The sequence below is a fragment of the Arthrobacter sp. BE255 genome (assembly GCF_031457335.1).
GTDB lineage: Bacteria > Actinomycetota > Actinomycetes > Actinomycetales > Micrococcaceae > Arthrobacter.
On record NZ_JAVDWK010000004.1, the window covers coordinates 147,901 to 170,695 of the forward strand.

Annotated in this window: 20 protein-coding genes and 1 tRNA gene; 3 read left to right on the top strand and 18 right to left on the bottom strand. The window is 65.6% G+C overall.

The features are described 5' to 3' along the window. Nucleotides 1-426: 426 nt before the first annotated feature. Nucleotides 427-936 (bottom strand): hypothetical protein, encoded by a 510-nt coding sequence (locus J2X42_RS09420; RefSeq protein WP_310164517.1) that lies wholly within the window; start codon nt 934-936, stop codon nt 427-429. Between the two features lie 220 nt (nt 937-1,156). On the opposite strand from J2X42_RS09420, the gene J2X42_RS23390 reads away from it, so the two are divergent. Continuing rightward, complete coding sequence (locus J2X42_RS23390; protein WP_396134055.1) at nt 1,157-1,420, top strand: winged helix-turn-helix domain-containing protein; 264 nt, start codon at nt 1,157-1,159, stop codon at nt 1,418-1,420. 369 nt (nt 1,421-1,789) lie between these two features. Here the strand turns inward: J2X42_RS23390 and J2X42_RS09425 are convergent, their stop codons facing one another. Both J2X42_RS09425 and J2X42_RS09430 read right to left on the bottom strand, forming a co-directional pair. Further along, complete coding sequence (locus J2X42_RS09425; RefSeq protein WP_310164518.1) at nt 1,790-2,920, bottom strand: tyrosine-type recombinase/integrase; 1,131 nt, start codon at nt 2,918-2,920, stop codon at nt 1,790-1,792. Between the two features lie 88 nt (nt 2,921-3,008). Continuing rightward, a tRNA-Leu gene (locus J2X42_RS09430) sits at nt 3,009-3,090 on the bottom strand. 204 nt (nt 3,091-3,294) lie between these two features. On the opposite strand from J2X42_RS09430, the gene J2X42_RS09435 reads away from it, so the two are divergent. After that, nucleotides 3,295-3,900: an ANTAR domain-containing response regulator gene (locus J2X42_RS09435; protein ID WP_066285573.1), complete on the top strand. Its 606-nt coding sequence runs from the start codon at nt 3,295-3,297 to the stop codon at nt 3,898-3,900. Between the two features lie 124 nt (nt 3,901-4,024). On the opposite strand, the gene pyk is transcribed toward J2X42_RS09435, so the two are convergent. The 11 genes from pyk to hisI all read right to left on the bottom strand — a co-directional run bounded on the left by pyk (nt 4,025) and on the right by hisI (nt 19,312). Next, nucleotides 4,025-5,515 carry a pyruvate kinase gene (gene pyk, locus J2X42_RS09440; RefSeq protein ID WP_310164521.1) on the bottom strand — a complete coding sequence of 497 codons (1,491 nt, stop codon included), beginning with the start codon at nt 5,513-5,515 and terminating at the stop codon, nt 4,025-4,027. Nucleotides 5,516-5,587: 72 nt separating this feature from the next. After that, nucleotides 5,588-7,045: a glutamate synthase subunit beta gene (locus J2X42_RS09445; RefSeq protein WP_310164522.1), complete on the bottom strand. Its 1,458-nt coding sequence runs from the start codon at nt 7,043-7,045 to the stop codon at nt 5,588-5,590. Then, nucleotides 7,038-11,651 carry a glutamate synthase large subunit gene (gene gltB / locus J2X42_RS09450; RefSeq protein ID WP_310164523.1) on the bottom strand — a complete coding sequence of 1,538 codons (4,614 nt, stop codon included), beginning with the start codon at nt 11,649-11,651 and terminating at the stop codon, nt 7,038-7,040. The genes J2X42_RS09445 and gltB overlap by 8 nt, the downstream gene beginning before the upstream one ends. Nucleotides 11,652-11,913: 262 nt before the next feature. Further along, on the bottom strand, nt 11,914-13,056 hold the full coding sequence (gene lgt / locus J2X42_RS09455; RefSeq protein WP_310164524.1) for a prolipoprotein diacylglyceryl transferase: 1,143 nt from the start codon (nt 13,054-13,056) through the stop codon (nt 11,914-11,916). 5 nt (nt 13,057-13,061) lie between these two features. After that, entirely contained in the window at nt 13,062-13,874 is an 813-nt protein-coding gene (trpA, locus tag J2X42_RS09460) for a tryptophan synthase subunit alpha (RefSeq protein ID WP_310164526.1), read from the bottom strand. Next, nucleotides 13,871-15,193 (bottom strand): tryptophan synthase subunit beta, encoded by a 1,323-nt coding sequence (gene trpB / locus J2X42_RS09465; protein WP_310164527.1) that lies wholly within the window; start codon nt 15,191-15,193, stop codon nt 13,871-13,873. Before trpB ends, trpA begins: the two co-directional genes overlap by 4 nt. A 97-nt stretch (nt 15,194-15,290) precedes the next feature. Continuing rightward, nucleotides 15,291-16,112, bottom strand: coding sequence for an indole-3-glycerol phosphate synthase TrpC (trpC, locus tag J2X42_RS09470; protein WP_310164530.1), 822 nt, complete (start codon nt 16,110-16,112; stop codon nt 15,291-15,293). Continuing rightward, on the bottom strand, nt 16,112-16,399 hold the full coding sequence (locus J2X42_RS09475; protein WP_066285586.1) for an HGxxPAAW family protein: 288 nt from the start codon (nt 16,397-16,399) through the stop codon (nt 16,112-16,114). Before J2X42_RS09475 ends, trpC begins: the two co-directional genes overlap by 1 nt. A 110-nt stretch (nt 16,400-16,509) precedes the next feature. Beyond that, a complete protein-coding gene (locus J2X42_RS09480) occupies nt 16,510-17,142 on the bottom strand; it encodes a Trp biosynthesis-associated membrane protein (protein ID WP_310164533.1) in 633 nt (210 codons plus the stop codon). Then, nucleotides 17,142-18,749, bottom strand: coding sequence for an anthranilate synthase component I (locus tag J2X42_RS09485; protein WP_310164534.1), 1,608 nt, complete (start codon nt 18,747-18,749; stop codon nt 17,142-17,144). The genes J2X42_RS09480 and J2X42_RS09485 overlap by 1 nt, the downstream gene beginning before the upstream one ends. A gap of 119 nt (nt 18,750-18,868) precedes the next feature. After that, nucleotides 18,869-19,312 (bottom strand): phosphoribosyl-AMP cyclohydrolase, encoded by a 444-nt coding sequence (gene hisI / locus J2X42_RS09490; RefSeq protein WP_310164535.1) that lies wholly within the window; start codon nt 19,310-19,312, stop codon nt 18,869-18,871. A gap of 112 nt (nt 19,313-19,424) precedes the next feature. Here hisI and J2X42_RS09495 point away from each other — a divergent pair, with 112 nt between their 5' ends. Beyond that, nucleotides 19,425-20,069 (top strand): TIGR03085 family metal-binding protein, encoded by a 645-nt coding sequence (locus J2X42_RS09495; RefSeq protein ID WP_131134311.1) that lies wholly within the window; start codon nt 19,425-19,427, stop codon nt 20,067-20,069. 84 nt (nt 20,070-20,153) lie between these two features. Here the strand turns inward: J2X42_RS09495 and hisF are convergent, their stop codons facing one another. The 4 genes from hisF to ribH form a co-directional block, all read right to left on the bottom strand. After that, nucleotides 20,154-20,930 (bottom strand): imidazole glycerol phosphate synthase subunit HisF, encoded by a 777-nt coding sequence (hisF, locus tag J2X42_RS09500; RefSeq protein ID WP_131134310.1) that lies wholly within the window; start codon nt 20,928-20,930, stop codon nt 20,154-20,156. A gap of 58 nt (nt 20,931-20,988) precedes the next feature. Then, complete coding sequence (gene hisG, locus J2X42_RS09505; RefSeq protein WP_310164536.1) at nt 20,989-21,849, bottom strand: ATP phosphoribosyltransferase; 861 nt, start codon at nt 21,847-21,849, stop codon at nt 20,989-20,991. A 90-nt stretch (nt 21,850-21,939) separates the two neighbouring features. Then, nucleotides 21,940-22,203: a phosphoribosyl-ATP diphosphatase gene (locus J2X42_RS09510; RefSeq protein WP_028270786.1), complete on the bottom strand. Its 264-nt coding sequence runs from the start codon at nt 22,201-22,203 to the stop codon at nt 21,940-21,942. A gap of 96 nt (nt 22,204-22,299) precedes the next feature. Further along, on the bottom strand, nt 22,300-22,785 hold the full coding sequence (gene ribH, locus J2X42_RS09515; RefSeq protein WP_310164538.1) for a 6,7-dimethyl-8-ribityllumazine synthase: 486 nt from the start codon (nt 22,783-22,785) through the stop codon (nt 22,300-22,302). Nucleotides 22,786-22,795: the final 10 nt, after the last annotated feature.

Sequence of the window (22,795 nt, forward strand, 5' to 3'; positions counted from 1 at the left end):
TCCGACGCCGCCAAAGGCGTCCCTTGCGTGATGGCAGCTGGGCCGATCACGACCACGAAAGGCTATAGAAACTATTGTCAAAGATACTTAAAGTATCGTCAAGAGTCCTGTTCTTACTTTTTGCCTCGCGATCGACAAGAATGGGTGCCATGCCACGGCTTACTAAACCGCACGACGACGCATGGTCGCCTGATGTCGAGGCAGCGGTCGAGACGTTCGGCAATAGGTCGCGAAACGAAATCCTCCGGTACCTGACAGCACACGGCCCAGCAACCCGCGGAGACATTGTGCTGTCTGTAAGCGCCGGGGAGCCCAGCGTGGCAAAACACCTCCTGGCACTAGAGGAGGCCGGCGCCATTACGGTTGATGTGGAACCCGGACGTCGGCACGGCCGCTCGCCCCGCTACTCAGCGAACGCACCCCGGATCAAGGAGCTTCTGGACGCCCATCTTCGGTATCTTCTGGAGCAGTAACAGCTGCCTGCTCGCCACGGGGGTGAAGATCGATGTCTTTGTTGAGGTATTCGGAGATTAGACGTAGCGTTTCGGGAGAAACATCCCCAAGAGTCCGTGCAGCGAAGGACTTTACACGAGCTGCGCGTAAGGATTTTACGAACTCGAGCTGGGAGTCAATTCGTTCTGGCAATGCCGCATCACTGCCAGGAAGCAGGTACGACGGATCCACGTTGAATATTTCGCAGAGCGCCGTCAAGAGTTCCGGATCGCTGACCAGCCGTCCAGTCCCATCCTTCATGTAGAACCAGCGGGCACGTGACAGTTTCACACCCTTGGAAGCAAGCTGCTCCTGGACCTCCCGGAAAGTGACCGGCTTTCCCCGTTCTGCAACGACGATGTCGAGCAGGAGATTGAGTCGGCGGGCAAGTTCGGCCTGTGGTGACGGTGAATCACGTCCTAGTTTCGCCTCGTCAGCTGCCATTGCCCATCCCTCCTCTCCCCTGAGGACAGCCTAGAACTTATCCTTCCTGATCGGCACCTTGCGGGCTCAGTTTTGCCTCAAGATGCGGCTTCCTCAGAATTAGGGGGCGTCTGGTCTTTTCAGGAACTTCTCGGAGGCGTACTCTGCTGCTGTAGACCCGTCTACAGTAGCCTTCCTAAGCCGATATTCCGGGGTTGTGGCCTCCTTGACCAGTATCTTGATGAACAGAACACGAACCCGGATCCTCCGAGTCCTGCTCTTGGAAGGCCCTGCCACGTGTCCCGAACTGAGCTCCAAACTCCTGCTCTCACTCTCGGCTACCCGCCGGCACCTCAACCTGATGGCATCCGTGGGACTTATCGAATGCGTACCTGCAAGGAGGTTTCGTGCCAGCCCCGAGAAGGTGCGGGGTGAAGCGGAAGCAATCAGCGCGGCATATCTGGGCGGTGTCATGCCGCCGGTCTGCCCGGTTACAACGGAGTAGGAACGGCGCCCGGCAGGCCGCCAACGATCATGTAGATTCCGTGGCTCAGTACATGAACTCCAAAATGGCAGCGCACTTTTGGAGTTCTAATGGATCTGGAGTTCTTCGAACCGGCAGAGGCCGCGGCCCTCATGCGTTGCACTGAGGCCTGGCTGCGAGAAGGTGCCACTAGCGGAAAGTTCCCGCACGCGTGCTGGGGCAAAGGAAAGATCATCTTCACGTCCGAGCACATCGCTGAGATCGCCCGCCTGCGGGAAGTTCCAGTTCACACCGGTTCGTCCCCGCAGGAACGTCTCATCGGTACCAGAGCACGGCGGCGACTGGCACCAGTCCCCCGCTCGCAAGGCCTATGACGCAAAGGAACTGGTGTCAGCGCGCGAAGCCCGTGATAGCCCGCTCCGTCGCGTCCGCGGCATCCTGAAGCGCCTGCGGCATCAAGTGCCCATACACCTGCTCCGTCGTTCGCGTCGACGCGTGCCCCAGCCGCCTGGAGACGGTGAAAAGCGAGACCCCATCCTGAATCAGCCATGACGCATGAGTGTGGCGCAGATCGTGAATTCGGGGTGACTTCTCCAGCCCGAGGGTCTTCGCCGCTTCCACCGCCGGCACCCAGTAGTGATGCCAAAACAGCTTATGAGCAATCCGCTCGCCCTTGGGAGTCGTGAACAGAAGTTCTGAGCCAGGCCGGCTGGCGACCAAGGGGATCAGAATTTCGACCAGCCGCGGATTCAGCGAGACCGTCCTCTTGCCGGCACCCGTCTTCGTCGCGCCGAGGTAGTACTCGGAGTCAACACCACGCTTCCAGGCCTTGTTGATCCGCATAGTAGCCGGCTTGGACATCAGATCCACATCGCCGACGGTCACAGCTGTTGCTTCACCGAAGCGCGTGCCCGTCATGACCAGGAATTCAGTGAAGGCCTTGTACCGCTCCCCCATGCCCTCCATAATAAGGCCGAATTCACCGTGCGTCAGGAACCTGGCCTCGTCCTCTGCCTTTTCGCCTGACGGGAGTTGGACTCCTCTGCATGGATTATCTTTCCGGTAGCCGAGCCGGACGGCCGTCTCCATGGCCGAGAAAATCAGGCCATGGTTGTTCTTAATGGTCTTGGCAGACCGGCCTTTGGACTGCATCGACTTAATCCAGTACGTCAGATGCCGGTAGTCGAGCTTGTCCACTGGGATATGCCCGATGACGTCAGCGATGTGCAACTTCAACATCGTCTGATACGTGTGCACCGTTCCTACGGAAGGCCGAACCAAAAGGTCGATGTGTTCCTGAATCACGGCCGCCACGGTGGGCGCCTTGGATTGGTTTGCCAGCATCGCATGCTGCGCGATTTCAAAAGATTGGTTGTTGGCGTCCAGGAGGCGCTTCAGCGTGAGGGCCTCAACCGAAGTGGCGAGGGTGATCCCCTCTTGTTTTTTCGTCTCGGGGTTCCGCCAGCGGACCGTGAACGACGTGGATCCGTCCGATTTTTTCCGTTCCCAAATGCTGGCCATACCCAAAATTCTAGGCTTCGTGTGCACAGAAAACGAGTTTTTGTGCACACTCAGAGGGCTTATAAACCCCTGACCTGCGGTAACACTGTGCCCGAGGTGGGACTCGAACCCACACACCTTTCGATACCGCATTTTGAGTGCGGCGCGTCTGCCAATTCCGCCACTCGGGCGCGGAATACATGGAGCAACAGGGTACGCCCACAGCTGATTGTGAGCAACGCGATCGCTTCACGTACGCGGAATTACTCTACATGCAGATAGGCTGAATTCCAGAATCGCGCCGTTGACGCCGCAAACGACCATGCAGATCAAAGTACAGCCGCGGGCGCACCTAAGATAGTGATGTTCCCGCCGTACCTTTTCAAGGAGATCCCGTGACTGAACAGACGGAGTCAAACCCCACGTCCCAGCCGGCGCGCCGCGTCATTGTGGCTGAAGATGAAACCCTCATCCGCCTCGACATCATCGAAATCCTCCGCGGCGAAGGATACGAAGTTGTGGGCGAAGCAGACAACGGCGAGAAGGCCGTGCAGCTCGCCGAGGAACTCAAGCCGGACCTCGTCCTGATGGACGTGAAGATGCCCGTCATGGACGGCATCTCCGCCGCCGAGAAGATCGTCAAGGCCCGCATCGCCCCCGTGGTGCTACTGACCGCCTTCAGCCAGAAGGAACTCGTGGAGCGGGCCCGCGACGCCGGCGCCATGGCCTACGTGGTGAAGCCCTTCACCCCTGCGGACCTCATCCCGGCGCTGGAAATCGCACTCTCCCGCCACGAGGAAATCAAGGCCCTCGAAAGCGAGGTCTCGGACCTCCAGGAGCAGTTCGCCACACGCAAGCTCGTGGAGCGCGCCAAGAGCCTGCTGACCACCAAAATGGGCCTCACCGAACCCGAAGCCTTCCGCTGGATCCAGAAGACCTCCATGGACCGCCGCCTGAGCATGCGCGAGGTAGCCGAAACGATTATCAACCAGGTCAACTAGCACCCGGACACATGAAAAGGACCCCTGCCAACCGGCAGGGGTCCTTTTCGCTGGCCGAAGGGCCAACACAAAAGGGAGGATCCCCGCCAGCCGGCAGGGACCCTCCCTTTTTTGTCCTAGAGGGCTAGGACTTCTTCTTCTTTTCCGGCCACGGGCCGAGCTTTTCCTTGTTCCCGGCGCCCTCGCCCGGACCGGTGGTGTCGGCGAGGTCGCCCACCTTGTGGACCTTCAGCGAGTTCGTGGAACCAGCCTTTCCGGGAGGGGAACCGGCAGCGATGACAACGAGGTCGCCGTCCTCCACCAGTTCCATCTCCAGGAGGCTGCGGTCAACCTGGGCGGTCATCTCGTCAGTGTGGCCCACCATGGGGACCAGGACCGGCTGGATGCCCCAGGTCAGCGCCAGCTGGTTCCACACGTGCTCCACCGGGGTGAACGCGAAGACCGGCTTGATGGGCCGCAGGCGGGACAGTCGGCGTGCGGAATCGCCGGACTGGGTGAAAGTACAGATGTACTTTGCTTCCAGCTGGTCGGCGATTTCGACGGCGGCGCGGGTGATGGCGCCGCCACGAGTCTTGGGCTTGGTCCCCAGCGGAGGGACGCGCTCCAGGCCGTGGACCTCGGTGGATTCGATGATCCGGGCCATGACCTTGACGGTTTCGATCGGGTACTTGCCGACGCTGGTCTCGCCGGAGAGCATGACGGCGTCAGCACCGTCAAGAACGGCGTTGGCGCAGTCCGAGGCCTCCGCGCGGGTGGGGCGCGGGTTGTCGATCATGGATTCCAGGACCTGGGTGGCCACGATGACCGGCTTGGCCCAGCGGCGTGCCAGTTCGATGGCGCGCTTCTGCACGATCGGCACTTCCTCGAGGGGAAGCTCAACGCCGAGGTCGCCACGGGCAACCATGATCGCGTCGAACGCGTCGATGATCTCGTGGAGCTGCTCCACGGCCTGCGGCTTTTCGATCTTGGCGATGACGGGCACGCGGCGGCCTTCTTCGTCCATGATCTCGTGCACGCGGACAATGTCGGACGCGTCGCGGACGAACGAAAGGGCAATCAGGTCAACACCGCGGCGCATGGCCCAGCGCAGATCGTCCTCGTCCTTTTCGCTCAGCGCGGGAACGTTGACCGCAACGCCGGGCAGGTTGATGCCCTTGTTGTTGGACACCATGCCGCCAACCGTCACGGTAGCCACAACCTTGACGTCGTCGACCTCGATGGCGCGCAGCGCCACCTTGCCGTCGTCGATCAGCAGGGCATCGCCCACGTTGACGTCTTCGGTGAGGCTCTTCAGCGTGGTGGAGCAGATGTCCTTGGTGCCCGGAACGTCTTCGGTGGTGATCGTGAAGATGTCACCCTCGGCCAGTTCGTGCGGGCCGTCCACAAAACGGCCCAGGCGGATCTTCGGACCCTGCAGGTCGGCCATGATGGCCACCGGCTTGCTCAGGTCGGCCGCTGCCTTGCGGACATTCTCATAGGTGTTGTCATGCACGGAGTAATCGCCGTGGCTCATGTTCATCCGGGCAACGTCAACGCCGGCCTCGAGTACCGCAAGGGTGTTCTCGTAGCTGGCGATGGCCGGGCCGAAAGTGGCCACAATTTTTGCGCGTCTCATATACCTACCCTAGTAGTTTGCTGCATTGATTAAGTTGTTGCGGAGGTGAACCCGCGGCGAACTGCGCGGGTGTCAGAGAACCGCCATTGCACGGTCCGTCGGAGCCACCGGGGCAGGCAGGATGGTGCTGCCCATGAGGAACTTGTCCACGGCGGCGGCACATGCCCGGCCTTCGGCGATGGCCCACACAATGAGCGACTGCCCACGGCCGGCGTCTCCGGCCACGAAGATGCCCTCGGTGTTGGTCATGTAGTAACCGTCGCGGGACACGTTTCCGCGACCGTCGAATTCAGCGCTGACCTGCTCGCTGATTCCTGCCGGCTCGGCGCCGGTGAAGCCCAGGGACAGGAACACCAGGTCCGCCGGGATAATCCGCTCGGTACCGGCCTTGGGGAGCCGCTTGCCGTCAACGAATTCGGTTTCGGCGACCTTCACGCCGGTGAGCTTGCCGTTTTCGCCCACAAACTCCACGGTGGACGCGAGGTACGTGCGTTCGCCGCCTTCCTCGTGCGCGCTGGCCATTTCGAACAGCGTGGGGAACGTCGGCCAGGGCTGGTGCCCGGCGCGTTCCGACGGCGGCTGCTTGCCGATTGCCAGGGTGGTCACCGACGCGGCGCCATGGCGGTGCGCGGTGCCGAGGCAGTCAGCGCCGGTGTCGCCGCCGCCCAGGATCACCACGTGCTTGCCCTTGGCGTGGATCTGGTTCTCGACGGTCTCCCCCGCCACCACCCGGTTGGCCGGTACGAGGTAGTCCATGGCGTAGTGCACGCCGTCGAGGTCGCGGCCCGGGATGGGCAGGTTCCGCGGGACGGTGGCGCCGGTGGCAATGACGACGGCGTCGTAGCGGCGGCGAAGCTGCTCCCACGTCACGTCGGAGCCCACAGCGACGCCGGTGCGGAAGCGGGTGCCTTCCGCCTTCATCTGCTCGATGCGGCGGTCGACCTGCTCCTTCTCCATCTTGAAGTCGGGAATGCCGTACCGGAGGAGCCCGCCGATCTTGTCGTCGCGCTCATAGACGGCGACGGTGTGTCCCACGCGAGTCAGCTGCTGGGCCACGGCCAGGCCGGCAGGGCCGGAGCCGACGACGGCAACGGTCTTTCCGGTCAGGCGCGTCGGGGGCAGCGGGTTGACCCAGCCGTTTTCGAACGCTTCGTCGATGATGGAGACTTCAACCTGCTTGATGGTCACCGCGGGCTGGTTGATCCCCAGCACGCAGGACGCTTCGCACGGCGCCGGGCAGAGCCGGCCGGTCCACTCGGGGAAGTTGTTGGTGGCGTGGAGCCGCTCAATCGCTTCTTCGCCCTTGTCCCGCCATGTGAGGTCGTTCCACTCCGGAATCAGGTTGCCCAGCGGGCAGCCCTGGTGGCAGAACGGGACACCGCAGTCCATGCAGCGGCCGGCCTGTGCCTTCAGGACACCCTTTTCCTGGGCCTCATAGACTTCCTTCCAGTCCATGATGCGGACCGGAACGGGACGGCGCGGCTGCGTTTCACGCTGGCGTACTTTCAGAAATCCGCGTGGATCAGCCACCGGTCACCTCCAGGATTCGAGACCATACTTCTTCGCCGTCGGGGTCAAGGCCCTCTTCGATGGCGTCGAGACGGGTTTGCAGGACTGCCGCGTAGTCGCGCGGCAAGACTTTGGTAATGCGGGCAGCGGTGTCGTCGAAGTTCTCGAGCAGCCGCTGGGCGTGCAGCGACTCCGTCTCCTCGACGTGCTTGACCAGCAGGCCGTGGACGATGTCGCGGTCCTCGGCGTCAAGCTCGCGGAGCTGGAGTTCGCCGGACTGCAGCGCATCCTTGTTCACACGGGTGGTCTGCAGGTCCAGCACGTAGGCGGTGCCGCCGGACATGCCGGCGCCGAAGTTGCGTCCGGTGCGGCCGATGATCAGCGTCTGCCCGCCGGTCATGTACTCGCAGCCGTGGTCGCCGATGCCTTCAACAACGGCGGTGGCGCCGGAGTTGCGGACCAGGAAGCGTTCGCCCACCTGGCCGCGCAGGAACATCTCACCGCTGGTGGCGCCGTAGCCGATCACGTTGCCGGCGATAACGTTGCTTTCCGCCTTGAACACGTTGGTGCGGTCCGGCCGGACGATGATCCGTCCACCGGAGAGGCCCTTGCCCACGTAGTCGTTCGAGTCGCCGAACAGGCGCAGCGTGATGCCGGCGGGCAGGAAGGCGCCCAGCGACTGTCCCGCGGTACCGGTCAGCGTGATGTCGATCGTGTCGGTGGCCAGCAGGTCGGTGCTGAACGTCTTGGTCACGACGTGGCCCAGCATGGTGCCCACCGAGCGGTCGGTGTTGATGACGTCCACGGCGATCTTCACCGGGCTGCGGTCTGTCAGTGCCTCGGTGGCCATGGTGATCAGGCGCTGGTCGAAGTGCTTGTCCAGCTCATGGTTCTGCGAGGTCAGGTTGCGCAGCGGCGCGTCGTCGTCGAACTCGAGCCCGTGCAGGATCGGGTCCAGGTCCAGGCCGTCGGCCTTCCAGTGGTTGATGGCCTCACGGGCATCCAGCACCTCGGCGTGGCCGATCGCTTCCTCGATGCTCCGGAAACCGAGTTCCGCGAGGATCTCGCGGACTTCCTCGGCCAGGAATTCGAAGAAGTTGACCACAAACTCGGGCTTGCCGGTGAAGCGGGCCCGCAGTTCGGGGTTCTGCGTGGCAACACCCACCGGGCAGGTGTCCAGGTGGCAGACGCGCATCATGATGCAGCCTTCCACCACCAGCGGTGCGGTGGCGAAACCGAACTCCTCGCCGCCGAGCAGCGCGGCAATGACGACGTCGCGGCCGGTCTTGAGCTGGCCGTCCACCTGCACCACCACGCGGTCGCGCAGGCCGTTGAGCATCAGGGTCTGCTGGGTCTCTGCGAGCCCCAGCTCCCACGGCACACCGGCATGCTTCAGCGAGTTCAGCGGGGAGGCACCCGTGCCGCCGTCATGGCCGGAGACGAGTACGACGTCGGCCTTGGCTTTGGTGACACCGGCGGCAACCGTGCCGATCCCCACTTCGGAGACGAGCTTGACGTGCACGCGGGCCGAGGGGTTGGCACGCTTCGCATCGTAGATGAGCTGCGCGAGGTCCTCGATGGAGTAGATGTCGTGGTGCGGGGGCGGCGAGATGAGTCCGACGCCGGGGGTGGAGTGGCGCGTCCGGGCAACCCAGGGGTAGACCTTCTGCGCCATCAGCTGGCCGCCTTCGCCGGGCTTGGCACCCTGCGCCATCTTGATCTGGATGTCGTCGGCGTTGCTCAGGTACAGGCTGGTGACGCCGAACCGGCCCGAGGCGATCTGCTTCACGGCCGAGCGGCGCTTCGGGTCCAGCAGACGGTCAACGTCCTCGCCGCCTTCACCGGTGTTGGACTTGCCGCCCAGCTGGTTCATGGCGATCGCGAGCGTTTCGTGGGCTTCCTTGGAGATGGACCCGTAGCTCATGGCGCCGGTGGAGAAGCGCTTGACGATGCTGGAGACGGGCTCGACCTCTTCGAGCGGCACGGCGGGACGGTCGTTCTTGAACTTGAGGAGCCCGCGAAGGGTCATCAGGTTCTCGGACTGGTCGTCCACACCGCGGGTGTAGGACTTGAAGATGTCATACCGGCGCTCACGCGTGGCGTGCTGCAGGCGGAAGACGGTCTCCGGGTTGAACAGGTGCGGCTCGCCGTCGCGGCGCCACTGGTACTCGCCGCCGCCCAGGAGCGGGCGGTGCGGCTGCTCGATGCCGCCTTCGGGGTAGGCCATCTGGTGCCGCGCCGAAACCTCGGCGGCGATGACGTCCAGGCCGACCCCGCCCAGCTGCGAGTGCGTGCCGGCGAAGAACTCGTCCACCAGTTCCTGCCCGAGGCCCAGGGCTTCGAACGTCTGCGCGCCGGTGTACGACGCCACAGTGGAGATGCCCATCTTGGACATGATCTTCAGGACACCCTTGCCGAGGCCCTTGATGAGGTTGTAGACGCCGTCCTGCGGGGTGACCCCGACAACGTCGCCGGCGGTGATGAGCTGCTCCACCGATTCCATGGCCAGGTACGGGTTCACGGCGGACGCGCCGTAGCCGATCAGGACAGCCACGTGGTGCGTCTCGCGGACGTCGCCGGCCTCGACCACCAGGGCGGTCTTGGTGCGGTTGGCGCTGCGCAGCAGGTGGTGGTGCACGGCGCTGACCAGCAGCAGCGAAGGAATCGGGGCCCACTGGGCGTTCGAGTCGCGGTCGGACAGCACAACGTACTGCACGCCGCGGTTGATCGCGCCGGAGACCTGTTCGCAGATCTCGGTGAGCCGGGCACGCAGCGCGTTCTCGCCGCCTTCGGGGCGGTACAGGCCGCGGACCTTCATGGCCACGCGGTCGCCGTCGGGCGTTTCGATGTTGGCGATCTTGGCGAGCTGGTCGTTGTTAATCACCGGGAACGGAAGCATGACCTGCGGCTGGCGGACCTGCTTGGTGTCCAGCAGGTTGCCGTTCGGGCCGATAGCGCAGGTCAGCGACGTGACCAGCTCTTCGCGGATGGCGTCCAGCGGCGGGTTGGTGACCTGCGCGAAGGACTGCACAAAGTAGTCGAACAGCAGGCGGGGGCGCTTGGAAAGCACAGCCACCGGGGTGTCCGATCCCATCGCACCCAGCGGTTCGGCGCCGGTGCGGGCCATCGGGCCGAGCAGGATCTTCAGCTCTTCGGTGGTGTAGCCGAAGGTCCGCTGGCGGATGTTGACCGAAGCGGCCGTGTGGACCACGTGCTCGCGCTCGGGGAGGTCGTTGAGGTCGATCAGGTTGTCCTTGACCCACTCGGCCCAGGGGTTGGCCGCGGCCACCTCGGCCTTGACCTCTTCGTCGTCGATGATGCGGCCGGTGTCGGTGTCCACGAGGAACATCTTGCCCGGGGAAACGCGGCCCTTCTTGACAATCTTGGAAGCCTCGACGTCGATCACGCCAACTTCGGAGGCGAAGACGATCAGGCCGTCCTCGGTGATCCAGTAGCGCCCGGGGCGCAGGCCGTTGCGGTCCAGGGTGGCGCCGACGAGGTTGCCGTCGGTGAAGGACACGGCTGCGGGGCCGTCCCACGGTTCCATCAGCAGGGAGTGGTATTCGTAGAACGCACGCCGTGCCGGATCCATGGTGGCGTGGTTTTCCCAGGCTTCGGGGATCATCATCATGATCGAGTGCGTGATGGGGCGGCCGGAGAGCCACAGCAGCTCGGCTACCTCATCGAAGGACGCAGAGTCGGACGCACCGGGAGTACAGATCGGGTACAGCTCTTCGGGCGAGTCGCCCAGCAGCGGGTTGGCAAGCTGTGACTGGCGGGCGCGCATCCAGTTCCGGTTGCCCTTGACGGTGTTGATCTCACCGTTGTGGGCGATGGTGCGGAACGGCTGGGCCAGCGGCCAGGACGGGAACGTGTTGGTGGAGAAGCGCGAGTGCACGATCGCCAGCTTGGTCTTGAAGCGCTTGTCCGAGAGGTCCGGGTAGAACGGCTCGAGCTGGGCGGTGGTGAGCATGCCCTTGTAGACGATGGTCCGGGAGGACAGCGACGGGAAGTAGACACCGTACTTATTCTGGGCACGCTTGCGGATCCGCCAGGCGCGGGAGTCCAGCTCGTTGCGGTCCAGCTCTTCGCCGGTGGCCGAGGCAAGGAAGGGCTGCGAGAAGTACGGCATGCAGGCGCGTGCCATGGCACCAACCAGGTCAGCGACGATGGGGACCTCACGCCAGCCCAGGACGGTCAGGCCCTCATCGGCGGCGAGGCCTTCGATGCCGGCCTTGGCGGCATCGGCTTCGCGCTGCTCGGCGGGCAGGAAGGCGGTACCGGCCACGTACTGGCCGGGCGCCGGAAGTTCGAATTCAGTGACGGCACGGAAGAACTCGTCGGGGATCTGCATGAGCAGGCCCGCGCCGTCGCCGGTGCCTTCATCGGCGCCCACGGCACCGCGGTGCTCGAGGTTGCGCAGGGCGGTCAGGGCGGCGTCGACGATGTCGTAGCCGGGCTCGCCGCGGAGGGTGGCGATGATCGCAAGGCCGCAGGCGTCCTTCTCCTGCTCCGGGTTGTACAGGCCACGGGCCTCCGGCAGAGACGCAAAGCGCTTGAACGGCGACATGGCAGCCTCAGGCTGGTCCGGTTCGGACCAGCTGGGAGTGTGAAGAGTTTGGCTCATGGGAGACGTCCTTCCTCCTGATCGTGCGTATGGAAGGGACACCGTTGGCCCCACTCAGAGCGCCTCTGTGATGGGCACAACAAAGTGTTACTTACTGGAAATTGTAGGTCAGCACGGCCTGCTGAACTAACAGTTACGCAGGCCCCCGACCCGGGCTTGACCGGCCAGCAGCTCTATGCTGGTCCGGGGCTGTCCCGATGCCACGACGCTGTGGTGTTTGGGCGCTGCGAGCGGTGGCTCTGCGACCCTGCTTAATGGCTGGCTACTTGGTACTGCCAGCCTCCGGCGCGGTCCCCGCGGCTTTGCCGCCGGAGCTTTCGGCTGCCGGCGATTCCGTGAGGGTCTGCCCGCCAGCCGAAGTTTCCGGCTCCTCTTCCGTTGGGGTGGAAGGGCGCCTGGAACCGCTTTGGTTATCAGGGAGATTATCACGCGATTCACTATCTGAGACAACAGAGTCCGTATCACGGACCGGTTCGGCCCCGTCTTCGGGCCCCTCGACGGCGGGTTCCCGGCCGTCCAGATAGACACTGTCCGGCTCCGGCTTGCCCTTCATTCCCAGGAGAACAAAGACAACCAGCGCCACCACGAACACCAGGATGCTGGTCCAGACGTTCAGCCGTGCGGTGATGCCGAAGAGGTTGATCTGCTCCGCGTCATCAATGCGCATGGCTTCGATCCAGACCCGGCCCAGGGTGTAGTACATGGCGTAGGCCCAGAAAAGGCGGCCGCGGCGGAAGTGGAATCTCCGGTCCAGGGCCAGGAGGATCAGCACGCCGGCGATGTTCCACAGCGACTCGTACAGGAACGTCGGGTGGAACAGCGTGTCCGCCGGCAACCCGGCAGGGAAGTTGGCGTTGTCCGCGTCCACCTGCAGGCCCCACGGCAGGGTGGTGGGTCCGCCGAAGAGCTCCTGGTTGAAGTAGTTCCCCCAACGTCCCACGGCCTGGGCCAGCAGCAGCCCCGGAGCGGCGGCGTCCAGGAACGCGGTCAGCTTCACGCCCGACCGGCGGCAGCCGATCCAGGCGCCGACGACGCCCAGCACCACGGCACCCCAGATGCCCAGCCCGCCCCGCTGGATCTGCGGGATCAGCCACAGGTCCCCGGTGCCGTCAAAGCCGGGCCCGAAGTACGCATCCGGGGAGGACACCACATGGTAGAGCCGCCCGCCGATGATGCCGAACGGGATGGCCCAGATGACGATGTCCCAGACGCTTCCCTCCGGCGCACCACGCCGTGCCCAGCGGACGGACGTGAGCCACAGGCCCACGATGATGCCCGCAAGGATGCACAGGGCGTAGGCATGGATGCGCAGCGAACCCCACGGCAGCGGGATGTCGAAGCCGGACCAGTCCGGACTCGGGATGCTCGCCGGCACCATGGCCGCGGCGTGGAGGAGGGTCTGCATGGGGGCTACTTCCTGGTCAGTCCGGTGCTGAGGTCTTTGGTCAGCTTCGCAACGGCGTCCACGCCGCCGTCCCTGATGGCGGACACGAGGGCGGTGCCCACGATCACGCCGTCGGCGTAGGCGGCAATCTCCGCCACCTGCCCAGCGTTCGAAACCCCGAGGCCAACGCAGACGCGTTCGGCGCCGGCCGCCTTGGCCGCAGCCACGACGCCTTCGGCAGCCGAGCTGACGGAGGAGCGTGCACCAGTGACACCCATGATCGAAACCGCGTATACAAAGCCGCGGCTGGCCTCCACCGTGCGCTTCATGCGCTCCGTGGACGACGACGGCGCCACCAGGAAGACCCGGTCCAGGCCGTACTTGTCCGATGCTTCCATCCATTCCGCGGCCTCATCAGGGATGAGGTCGGGAGTAATCAGGCCGGCTCCGCCGGCTTCGGCGAGGCGGCGCGAGAACTCGTCCACGCCCATCCGGACCACCGGGTTCCAGTAGGTCATGACCAGCACGGCGGCGTCGGTCTGGCTGGTGATGCCGGCAACCACGTCGAAGACCTGGCGGACCGCGAAGCCGTTGGCCAGCGCCTCGGTGGTGGCGGCCTGGATGACAGGGCCGTCCATGACCGGGTCCGAGTACGGGATGCCGATCTCGATCAGGTCCGCGCCGTTGCGCGCCAGGGCGATGCCCGCGGCGATGGTGTCCTCAACGGTCGGGTACCCGGCAGGCAGGTAGCCGATCAGGGCCGACCGTCCTTCTGCGCGGGCCTTATCGATGGCGATTGCCGATTTGCTGGTGCTGCTGATGTTCTGAACGCCGGTCACAGCTGCTCCCCTTCCTTGCCGATGGCGGCCTCTGCGGAATCCTTGTCCAGCAGGTCGAACCACTCCGCTGCGGTGGCAACGTCCTTGTCACCGCGGCCGGACAGGTTCACAATCACGATCTTCTCTGCTGCCCCTGCAGCGCCGGCCTCTGCTGCCAGCCGCTGGCCCACCTTGATGGCACCGGCGAGGGCGTGCGAGGACTCGATGGCGGGAATGATGCCCTCGGTGCGGCACAGGAGCCGGAACGCGTCCATGGCTTCGCTGTCCGTGATCGGCTCGTAGCTGACGCGTCCGATGTCGGCGAGGTAGGAGTGCTCCGGGCCGACGCCCGGGTAGTCCAGGCCTGCGGAAATGGAGTGCGACTCGATGGTCTGGCCGTCGTCGTCCTGCATGAGGTAGGACCGCGCGCCGTGCAGCACGCCGGGCTTGCCCAGCGTGATGGTGGCTGCGTGCCGGCCGGTTTCGACGCCGTCGCCGCCTGCCTCGAAGCCGTAGATCTTCACGGAAGGGTCATCCAGGAAGCCGTGGAAGATGCCGATCGCGTTGGAGCCGCCGCCGATGCAGGCGCAGACGGCGTCGGGAAGACGGCCGGCCTGCTCGATGATCTGGGCGCGGGCTTCCTCGCCGATGACCTCGTGGAAGTAGCGGACCATGGCCGGGAACGGGTGCGCTCCTGCGGCCGTGCCCAGCAGGTAGTGGGTGTTGCCGACGTTGGCCACCCAGTCGCGGAGGGCCTCGTTGATGGCGTCCTTGAGGGTCTGCGAACCGTTGGTCACCGGGATCACGGTGGCGCCGAGGAGTTCCATCCGGGCCACGTTCAGCGCCTGGCGGCGGCAGTCTTCAGCGCCCATGTAGACGACGCATTCCAGGCCCAGCAGCGCGGCGGCCGTGGCGCTGGCGACGCCGTGCTGGCCAGCGCCAGTCTCGGCGATGACGCGGGTCTTGCCCATGCGCTTGGCCAGCAGGGCCTGGCCCAGGACGTTGTTGATCTTGTGCGAGCCGGTGTGGTTCAGGTCTTCGCGTTTGAGGAAGATCCGCACTCCCCCGGCGTGTTCGGCAAAGCGCTTGGCCTCCGTCAGCAGGGAGGGCCGGCCCGAGTAGTTCTTGTTCAGCTCGGCGATCTGCGCGATGAAATCGGGATCGGCCTTGGCCTTTTCGAACGTGTCCTCAAGCTCGTCCAGGGCCGCGATCAGTGACTCGGGCATCCACCGTCCCCCGTAGGAGCCAAAGTAGGGTCCCGGGGCGTGCTTGAGGGAGCCGCCCTGCAGGAATGCATCCACCGAGCCTTCGTCAGAGCCGGCTGTCGGCGCTTCGGCCATCAGTCTCACCATCCTGTTCACTTTTTCACTAATGAGTACATGCGGCATCCCTTCCGCGGTGGCCTGGGCAACCGGCGGCGGGATGGTGCCGGCGCGGCTAGGCGCGTGCGGCGATGGCCGCGGCGCCTGCCGCGGTAAATTCGGCGATCCGGTCCCGCGGCGTCGAGTCGCTGACCAGGGCTTCGCCCACCAGGATGGCGTTTGCGCCGCTGGCAGCGTAGTGCGTGACGTCGTCGACGCCGCGCACCCCGGACTCTGCGATGACCAGCGCTCCGGCGGGAATCATCCCGGCGAGGGACGCGAAAACGGAACGGTCGACGTCGAGCGTCTTGAGGTTGCGCACGTTCACGCCGATGATGCGCGCCTCAGCCGCCACCGCGCGTTCGATTTCCTCTTCCGTGTGCGTCTCCACCAGCACGTTCATGCCAAGTTCGCGGCTGAGTGCGCTGAAGTCCCGGAGCTCGCCGTCCGACAGCGATGCGACGATGAGCAGGATCAGGTCCGCACCGTGGGCGCGGGCCTCCCAGATCTGGTACTCGTCGAGCGTGAAGTCCTTGCGCAGCAACGGCACGTCCACGCGGGCACGGACGGCATCCAGGTCCGCGAGGGAGCCGTTGAAGCGCCGCTGTTCGGTGAGGACGCTGATGACCGCGGCCCCGCCGTCGGCGTACTGCTCAGCGAGCGAGGCCGGATCCACGATGGTCGCGAGGTCGCCCTTGGAGGGGCTGCGCCGTTTGATTTCGGCAATGACCTTCAGCTGGTCCCGCCGGGCTGACGGGCCGTCAAGGGCGGCCCAGGCGTCACGGGCCGGGGCAGCCGCAGCTGCCAGCTCCTTCAGTTCCGCAAGCGAAACGAGGCGCTTCCTGGCCTCCATATCCTCCCTGACACCAGCATTGATGTCATCGAGAACAGTCGCCATCAGTGGCCGGAGTTCTTCAGCTTGCTGCCTTCGACGCCGTAGCCTGCCTTGCGCATGACGAAGCCCAGGATCAGGCCGAGGACCATGACCGCTGCACCGGCGATGAAGATCGGGGTGTTGGCGATGACGAAGGCGATGGAGCAGACCAGCGCGCCGACCAGCATCACGATCACGCAGGTCCAGGCTGCCGGGCTGTTGCCGTGGCCGAGTTCCTGGCTGTGGTCAACGCCGTGGTGGACAGCGGATTCCGTGGCGGACTTGGACGCGGACGCGGGTGCTTTGCTCATGTGAATCTCCTCAGGATCAATACTGCTTACATTCTGCCATTTTTTGGCCGGGACCCGGTTATCGGCTGCCCGCACGGGGGCATGTGACCGGCCCGGCGCCCCTGGTGCGCTCAGGTGGGGTCGTCCCCGCGCGAGAGCCTGTCCCAGCTGTCGATCTCGTCAACTGGTCCGGCGGCCGCGGCGGCGCCTGTGGTCCGCGCGTCGTACTTTGTCCGGGACTTCCAGTAACGGCCCGCCGGAATGATCAGCAGGGCACCCAGGGCGAGCAGGGCACCGACGACGACGGCGATCGCCGGGAAGGCGGTCACGCTGACGTCTGCGCTGCTTCCGGTAACTCCGGTGGCGGCGGCGATGGAGCCCTGGGCGGCGGACAGCGGGTCAGCCAGCACGGTGGCTGCCGCCGCCACGATGCCGGCGGAGGCCAGCACGATGATGGCCGTGATGATCCAGCGCGCGATCCGCCCGGCGATGGCCGCGGCCAGGCCTCCGGCGAGGGCGACAAGGGCCAGCGCCGTCACCGTGGTGGCCGCCTTGCTCCCCTGCACCTGCAGGGCGGTCTGGGCACTGCCGGCCTGGCCCACCTGGTCAGGGTCAAGGGTGACCGAGATCCAGGTCTGCGTGGTGGTGCCAAACACGGCCAGTGCCAGCACAGCGACCAGCAGCACCAAGGTGGACTTGCGGGCCCACGCCGGCGTGCCCGCGGCTTTGGACGTATTCCCGGCAGTGACGTCCGGAACCGGCATCAGGCGCCCGCCTGCGTGGTGCTGCCCGCGTCGGCGGATCCGGTGCCCGTGGCTCCGGCGTCGGGGATGGTCTCTGCCGAGATGTTGTGCAGGGAACCGGCCGTGTGGACGGCCCGCAGCGGGGCGGCAGCCTTGTTCACGGTTTCCAGGGCTTCGGTGGGGTTGACGGAGTCCGCCACGATGCCGCCGCCGGCCTGGACGTAGGCGCGGCCTTCGCGGAGCAGTGCCGAGCGGATGGCGATGGCCATGTCCATGTCGCCGGCGAAGTCCAGGTAGCCCACCACGCCGCCGTAAATGCCACGGCGGTGGGGCTCCAGTTCGTCGAGGAGCCGCAGGGCCCGGGGTTTTGGCGCGCCGGACAGGGTGCCTGCCGGGAATGTGGCTTTCAGGACGTCGTACGCCTTGGCCTGTGGTGACAGCTTGCCCACCACGGTGGAGACCAAGTGCATGATGTGGCTGAACCGCTCCACTTCCATGAACTGCGTGACGTCCACCGTCCCCGCGACACAGACCTTGGACAGGTCGTTGCGGGAAAGGTCCACCAGCATCAGGTGCTCGGCCCGTTCCTTCTGGTCGGCCAGGAGTTCCTCGGCCAGGGCCTTGTCCCCCTCGACCGTCTTGCCACGGGGCCGCGAGCCGGCGATCGGGTGCGTGATGACTTCCTCGCCGGTCACAGTCACCAGCGCCTCCGGCGAGGACCCGACGATCGAGTACTCCCGGCCGTCCGCGTCCTCGAGGCTGAAAATGTACATGTAGGGGCTGGGGTTCGTGTTGCGCAGCACCCGGTACACGTCCAGGGGCGAGGCGCCGCATTCCATCTCGAAGCGGCGCGAGATCACCACCTGGAAGACTTCGCCGTCGATGATGGCTTCCTTGCCGCGGTCCAGGGCGGCGAGGTAGTCGGTTTCGTCCCAGCGTTCCTGGACGCTGGAGGCGAAGTCCAGCGCGGCGGGCTCAAGGACGGAAACCGGCTGGGCCACGGGAGTGCTGATCTGTGTCAGCAGGGCTTTGACCCGGGCCACGGCGTCGTGCCAGGCCTCATCCACGCGGTCCGAGCTGCCGTCGAAGTTGACGGCGTTGGCAATCAGCAGGACCGTGCCGTCCACGTTGTCGTGCACCGCCATGTCGGTGACCAGGTTCAGGGCCATCTCGGGCAGGTGCAGGTCGTCTTCGGGCGGGCTGGTCAGCCGTTCCCAGTGCCGGACGGTTTCCCAGCCCAGGAATCCCACCAGGCCGGACGTGAACGGCGGCAGCCCGTCGAACCTGTCCGTGCGGAGGGCCTCGATGGTGTCCCGGATGGCGTCCACGGGATTGCCGTCCACGGGCACACCCACGGGCGGCTGGCCCAGCCAGTGGGCATTGCCGTCCTTGGTGGTGAGCGTGGCGCGCGACTTGGCGCCGATGAACGAGTAGCGGGACCAGGTCCCGCCTACCGCCGCGGACTCCATCAGGAACGTGCCGGGCTGGCCCTGGGCCAGTTTCCGGTAGAGGCCGATGGGGGTCTCCGCGTCCGCCAGCACCTTGAGGCGGACGGGAATGACACGGCTGCTGCCTGCGAGTTCGCGGAACTCCTCGAGGCCCGGGCTGATGATTCCAAGGTCCTGCATGGCTATGCTTCTCCGCCTGTTCTTCTTCGACGCCGGGTGGAGGGCGTCAGTTGTATGCTGCCGAAAGTATATTTGGGTGCGGGCCGGTCCCGCCTGGGAAAGTCACCCGGGAAATGCGCTCAGACGGCGGTGCCGGCCTGGACGTCAAGGCCCCTGCCGTCGAAGCAGGTGCGGGTCCCCGTGTGGCACGCGGCGCCGACCTGGTCCACGCGCACCAGGAGCGCGTCGCCGTCGCAGTCCATGGCAACGGACTTGACCCACTGGACGTGCCCGGACGTGTCGCCCTTGCGCCAATACTCCTGGCGGGAGCGGGAATAGAACGTGACGCGGCCGCTGGTCATGGTGCGGTGCAGCGCTTCGTCGTCCATCCAGCCGAGCATCAGCACTTCGTTGGTGTCGAACTGCTGGACGACGGCGGCCACCAGCCCGGCGCTGTCCCGCTTGAGCGCAGCGGCGAGATCAGCGGGAAGCGGGCTGGCGTCGGGGGTAGCTGCCGGGGCGGCCGCAGCAGGTGCGGGCAGGGGCGATCCGGGGGCTGGGGCGGGGGCGGGCTGCTCAGACATCAGACCAAGTCTAGTGCCTCTGCAGGGCCCCGGCCGGTGTGTGAACAACGGCACGTTCGGGCTGGCGGTTCTGCTGCCCAACTCCCCCGGTGTCGTGCTAGTTTCACAAGTGATGCATTTCGTCGATCCGTCCCGAGAAGTCCTGGCCGAAACCCTGCTGGCGGCCGGCCCTGATGCCCCTACCCTTTGCAGAGGCTGGCGCACCAGGGACCTTGCCGCGCACCTTTACCTGCGCGAACGCAAGGCCGCCGTGGGACTGGGCCTCATCATCAAGAGCCTGTCCAAAGCTTCGGACAAAGCCACCGCCAAGCTGGCCGCGAAGCTGAAGACCGGCGATGACTACACCCGCCTGGTGAACACCTTCCGGGCAGGTCCGCCGGCGCTGTCCCCCATGAACATCAAGGCCCTGGACGAAAGCTCCAACCTCATCGAGTACTTCGTCCACACGGAGGACATCCGCCGTGCCGTGGACCGCTGGGCTCCCCGGCAACTCGACGAAGCCTACTCTGAGGCACTCTGGGACGAGCTGATCAAGCGCGCCGCCATCCTGTACCGGGGCGTGGACCTGGGCATTGTGCTGGTCCGGCCCTCCGGCCCGCGGCACGTGGCCAAGCGCGCCCCCGTATCGGTGGCGATCGTCGGCGAGCCCGGCGAACTCCTCATGCACGCCCACGGCCGCACACGCCACGCCCTGGTCACCTTCGAAGGCCAGCCAGACGCCGTCGCGCTCCTCCAGTCCGCCGAAGTGGGCCTCTAACAAAGCAACGCGAGGTCACTTCCGGCCCAATAACCGTGGTTTATCGGGCCGGAAGTGACCTCGCGTTGCTTTTGCGGGTGGGGGTCAGCGGACTTCGAAGCCTGCGTCGCGGATGGCCTGCTTGACCTGGGACATCATGTCGTCCGGGCCCCAGTGGAAAATCGAGGCAGCCAGCACGGCGTCCGCTCCGGCAGCGACAGCAGGGGCGAAGTGCGCCGGCTCCCCCGCTCCGCCCGAGGCGATGATCGGAACCCGCACCGCTGCCCGGACCAGGCGGATCAGCTCCAGGTCGAAACCGTCCTTGGTGCCGTCGGCGTCGATGGAGTTCAGCAGGATTTCGCCGACCCCGCGGTCCGCGGCCTCCTTCGCCCAGGCGATGGCGTCGATGCCTGTGCCCGTCCGCCCGCCGTGCGTGGTGACTTCAAAGCCCGACGCCGTGGGCTGGGATCCGGGGCGGGTGCGGCGGGCATCCACCGAAAGGACCAGCACCTGCGATCCGAAGTGGCGCGTAATTTCGTCGATGACGTCCGGGCGGGCCACCGCGGCCGTGTTGATGGAGGCCTTGTCGGCGCCGAAGCGCAGGAGCTTGTCCACCTCCGCGACACCGCGGACGCCGCCGCCTACGGTCAGCGGGATGAAGACTTCCTCGGCGGTCCGGCGGACCACGTCGAAGGTGGTTTCGCGGTTGCCGGAGGACGCTGTGACATCCAGGAAGGTCAGTTCGTCGGCGCCGGCGTTGTCGTAGCGGTGTGCCAGCTCCACCGGGTCCCCGGCGTCGCGGAGTCCTTCAAAGTTGACGCCCTTGACGACGCGTCCGGCGTCGACGTCGAGGCACGGGATGACTCGTACAGCTACAGCCATGGGTACTCCTGGAATTCCTTGTTTGATTCTGCTGTGCCGCGCGAAGCCGGCGGGAGGCTCAGATGCGGCAGGCGTGGATGCTGCTCACGAGGATGGCGCGGGCGCCAAGGTCGTAGAGCTCGTCCATGATCCGGTTGGTTTCCTTCTTGGGCACCATGGAGCGGACAGCCACCCACTCCGAATCGCGCAGCGGCGAGACCGTGGGTGATTCCAGGCCGGGGGTCAGCGCCGCGGCCTGCTCCACCAGTTCCTTGCGGATGTCGTAGTCCATCAGGACGTACTGCCGGGCCACCAGGACGCCTTGCAGACGCCGGATGAGGACTTCAATTTCCTTGGCGGTGCCGTTCGCGGCGCCGCCTTCCTCAGTGCGCTTGATCAGCACGGCCTCGGACTTGAGGATCGGCTCCCCGAAGATCTCCATCCCGGCGGCCTTGAGCGTGTTGCCGGTTTCGACGACGTCGGCAATGGCGTCCGCGACGCCGAGGCGCACGGAGGACTCAACGGCGCCGTCAAGGCGGACCACCTTGGCTTTGATGCCGAGCCCGGCGAGGTAGCCGCGGAGCAGCCCGTCGTAGCTGGTAGCCAGGCGCTTGCCCTCGAGCTGTTCGACGCCGGCGAAGTCTCCCACCGGGCCGGCGAAGCGGAAAGTCGAGGCGGCGAACCCCAGGGGCATCAGTTCCTCAGCCTCAACCTCTGCGTCCAGCAGGAGGTCGCGGCCGGTGATGCCGACGTCGAGCGTTCCCTGCCCGACGTAGACGGCGATGTCGCGGGGGCGGAGGAAGAAGAATTCAATGTCGTTGTCCGGGTCCACCATGACCAGTTCGCGGGTGTCGCGGCGCTGGCGGTAGCCGGCTTCGGACAGCATGGCGGAGGCGGCTTCGGACAGGGAGCCTTTATTGGGGACGGCTACTCGCAGCATGGGGGGGTCTTTCTAGGTTGGGAGGTCTGTTGATCAGGCAAACGGGCCACGCGGGGACAGGACTGGTGATGCCAGCCGCTGCCGCAGTGGCTACAGATGCTTGTAGACGTCTTCCAGGGTCAGGCCTTTGGCGAGCATCAGAACCTGCAGGTGGTACAGCAGCTGGGAGATTTCCTCGGCCGCGGCTTCATCGGATTCGTACTCAGCGGCCATCCATACTTCGGCTGCTTCCTCCACGACTTTCTTGCCGATGCCGTGGACTCCGGACTCCAATTCAGCGACGGTGCGGGAGCCTGCCGGGCGGGTGGCTGCCTTCTCACTCAGTTCAGCGAACAGCGTCTCGAAATTCTTCACGCCCTACAGCCTACTTGCTGCGGGCCGGAGGGCGCCTGTCGGGCCGTTGCATGACGGGCGCGATGTGAGTGAAGACACACCGCGCCCGTCAGCATGCTACGTGTACTGCTTAAGCACGACGGCGGTGGCCAGCGCCGCGGTGACGGCCTCGTGGCCCTTGTCCTCGCTGGATCCGGGCAGCCCGGCGCGGTCAAGGCCCTGCTGCTCGGTGTCGCAGGTCAGGACGCCGAAGCCCACCGGCACCCCGGTGGCGACACTGACGTCGGTGAGGCCCGACGTCGCGGCCTCGCAGACGTATTCGAAGTGCGGCGTGCCGCCGCGGATCACCACGCCGAGGGCCACCACGGCGTCAAAGTGCGGTGCCAGCCGTGCGGCGGCGACCGGCAGCTCGAAGGCTCCGGGGACGCGCAGGACCGTGGGTTCGCTGATGCCGGCGTCCTTGGCGGCGCGGAGCGCGCCATCCAGCAGTCCGTCCATGATCTGGGTGTGCCAGCTCGCGGCCACTATGGCCAGCCGGAGCTGCGACGTTTCCGCCGGGTTGAGGGTAGTGAGGTCGATATCGGGTGCGCCGTGGCCACTCATATGTATGTAG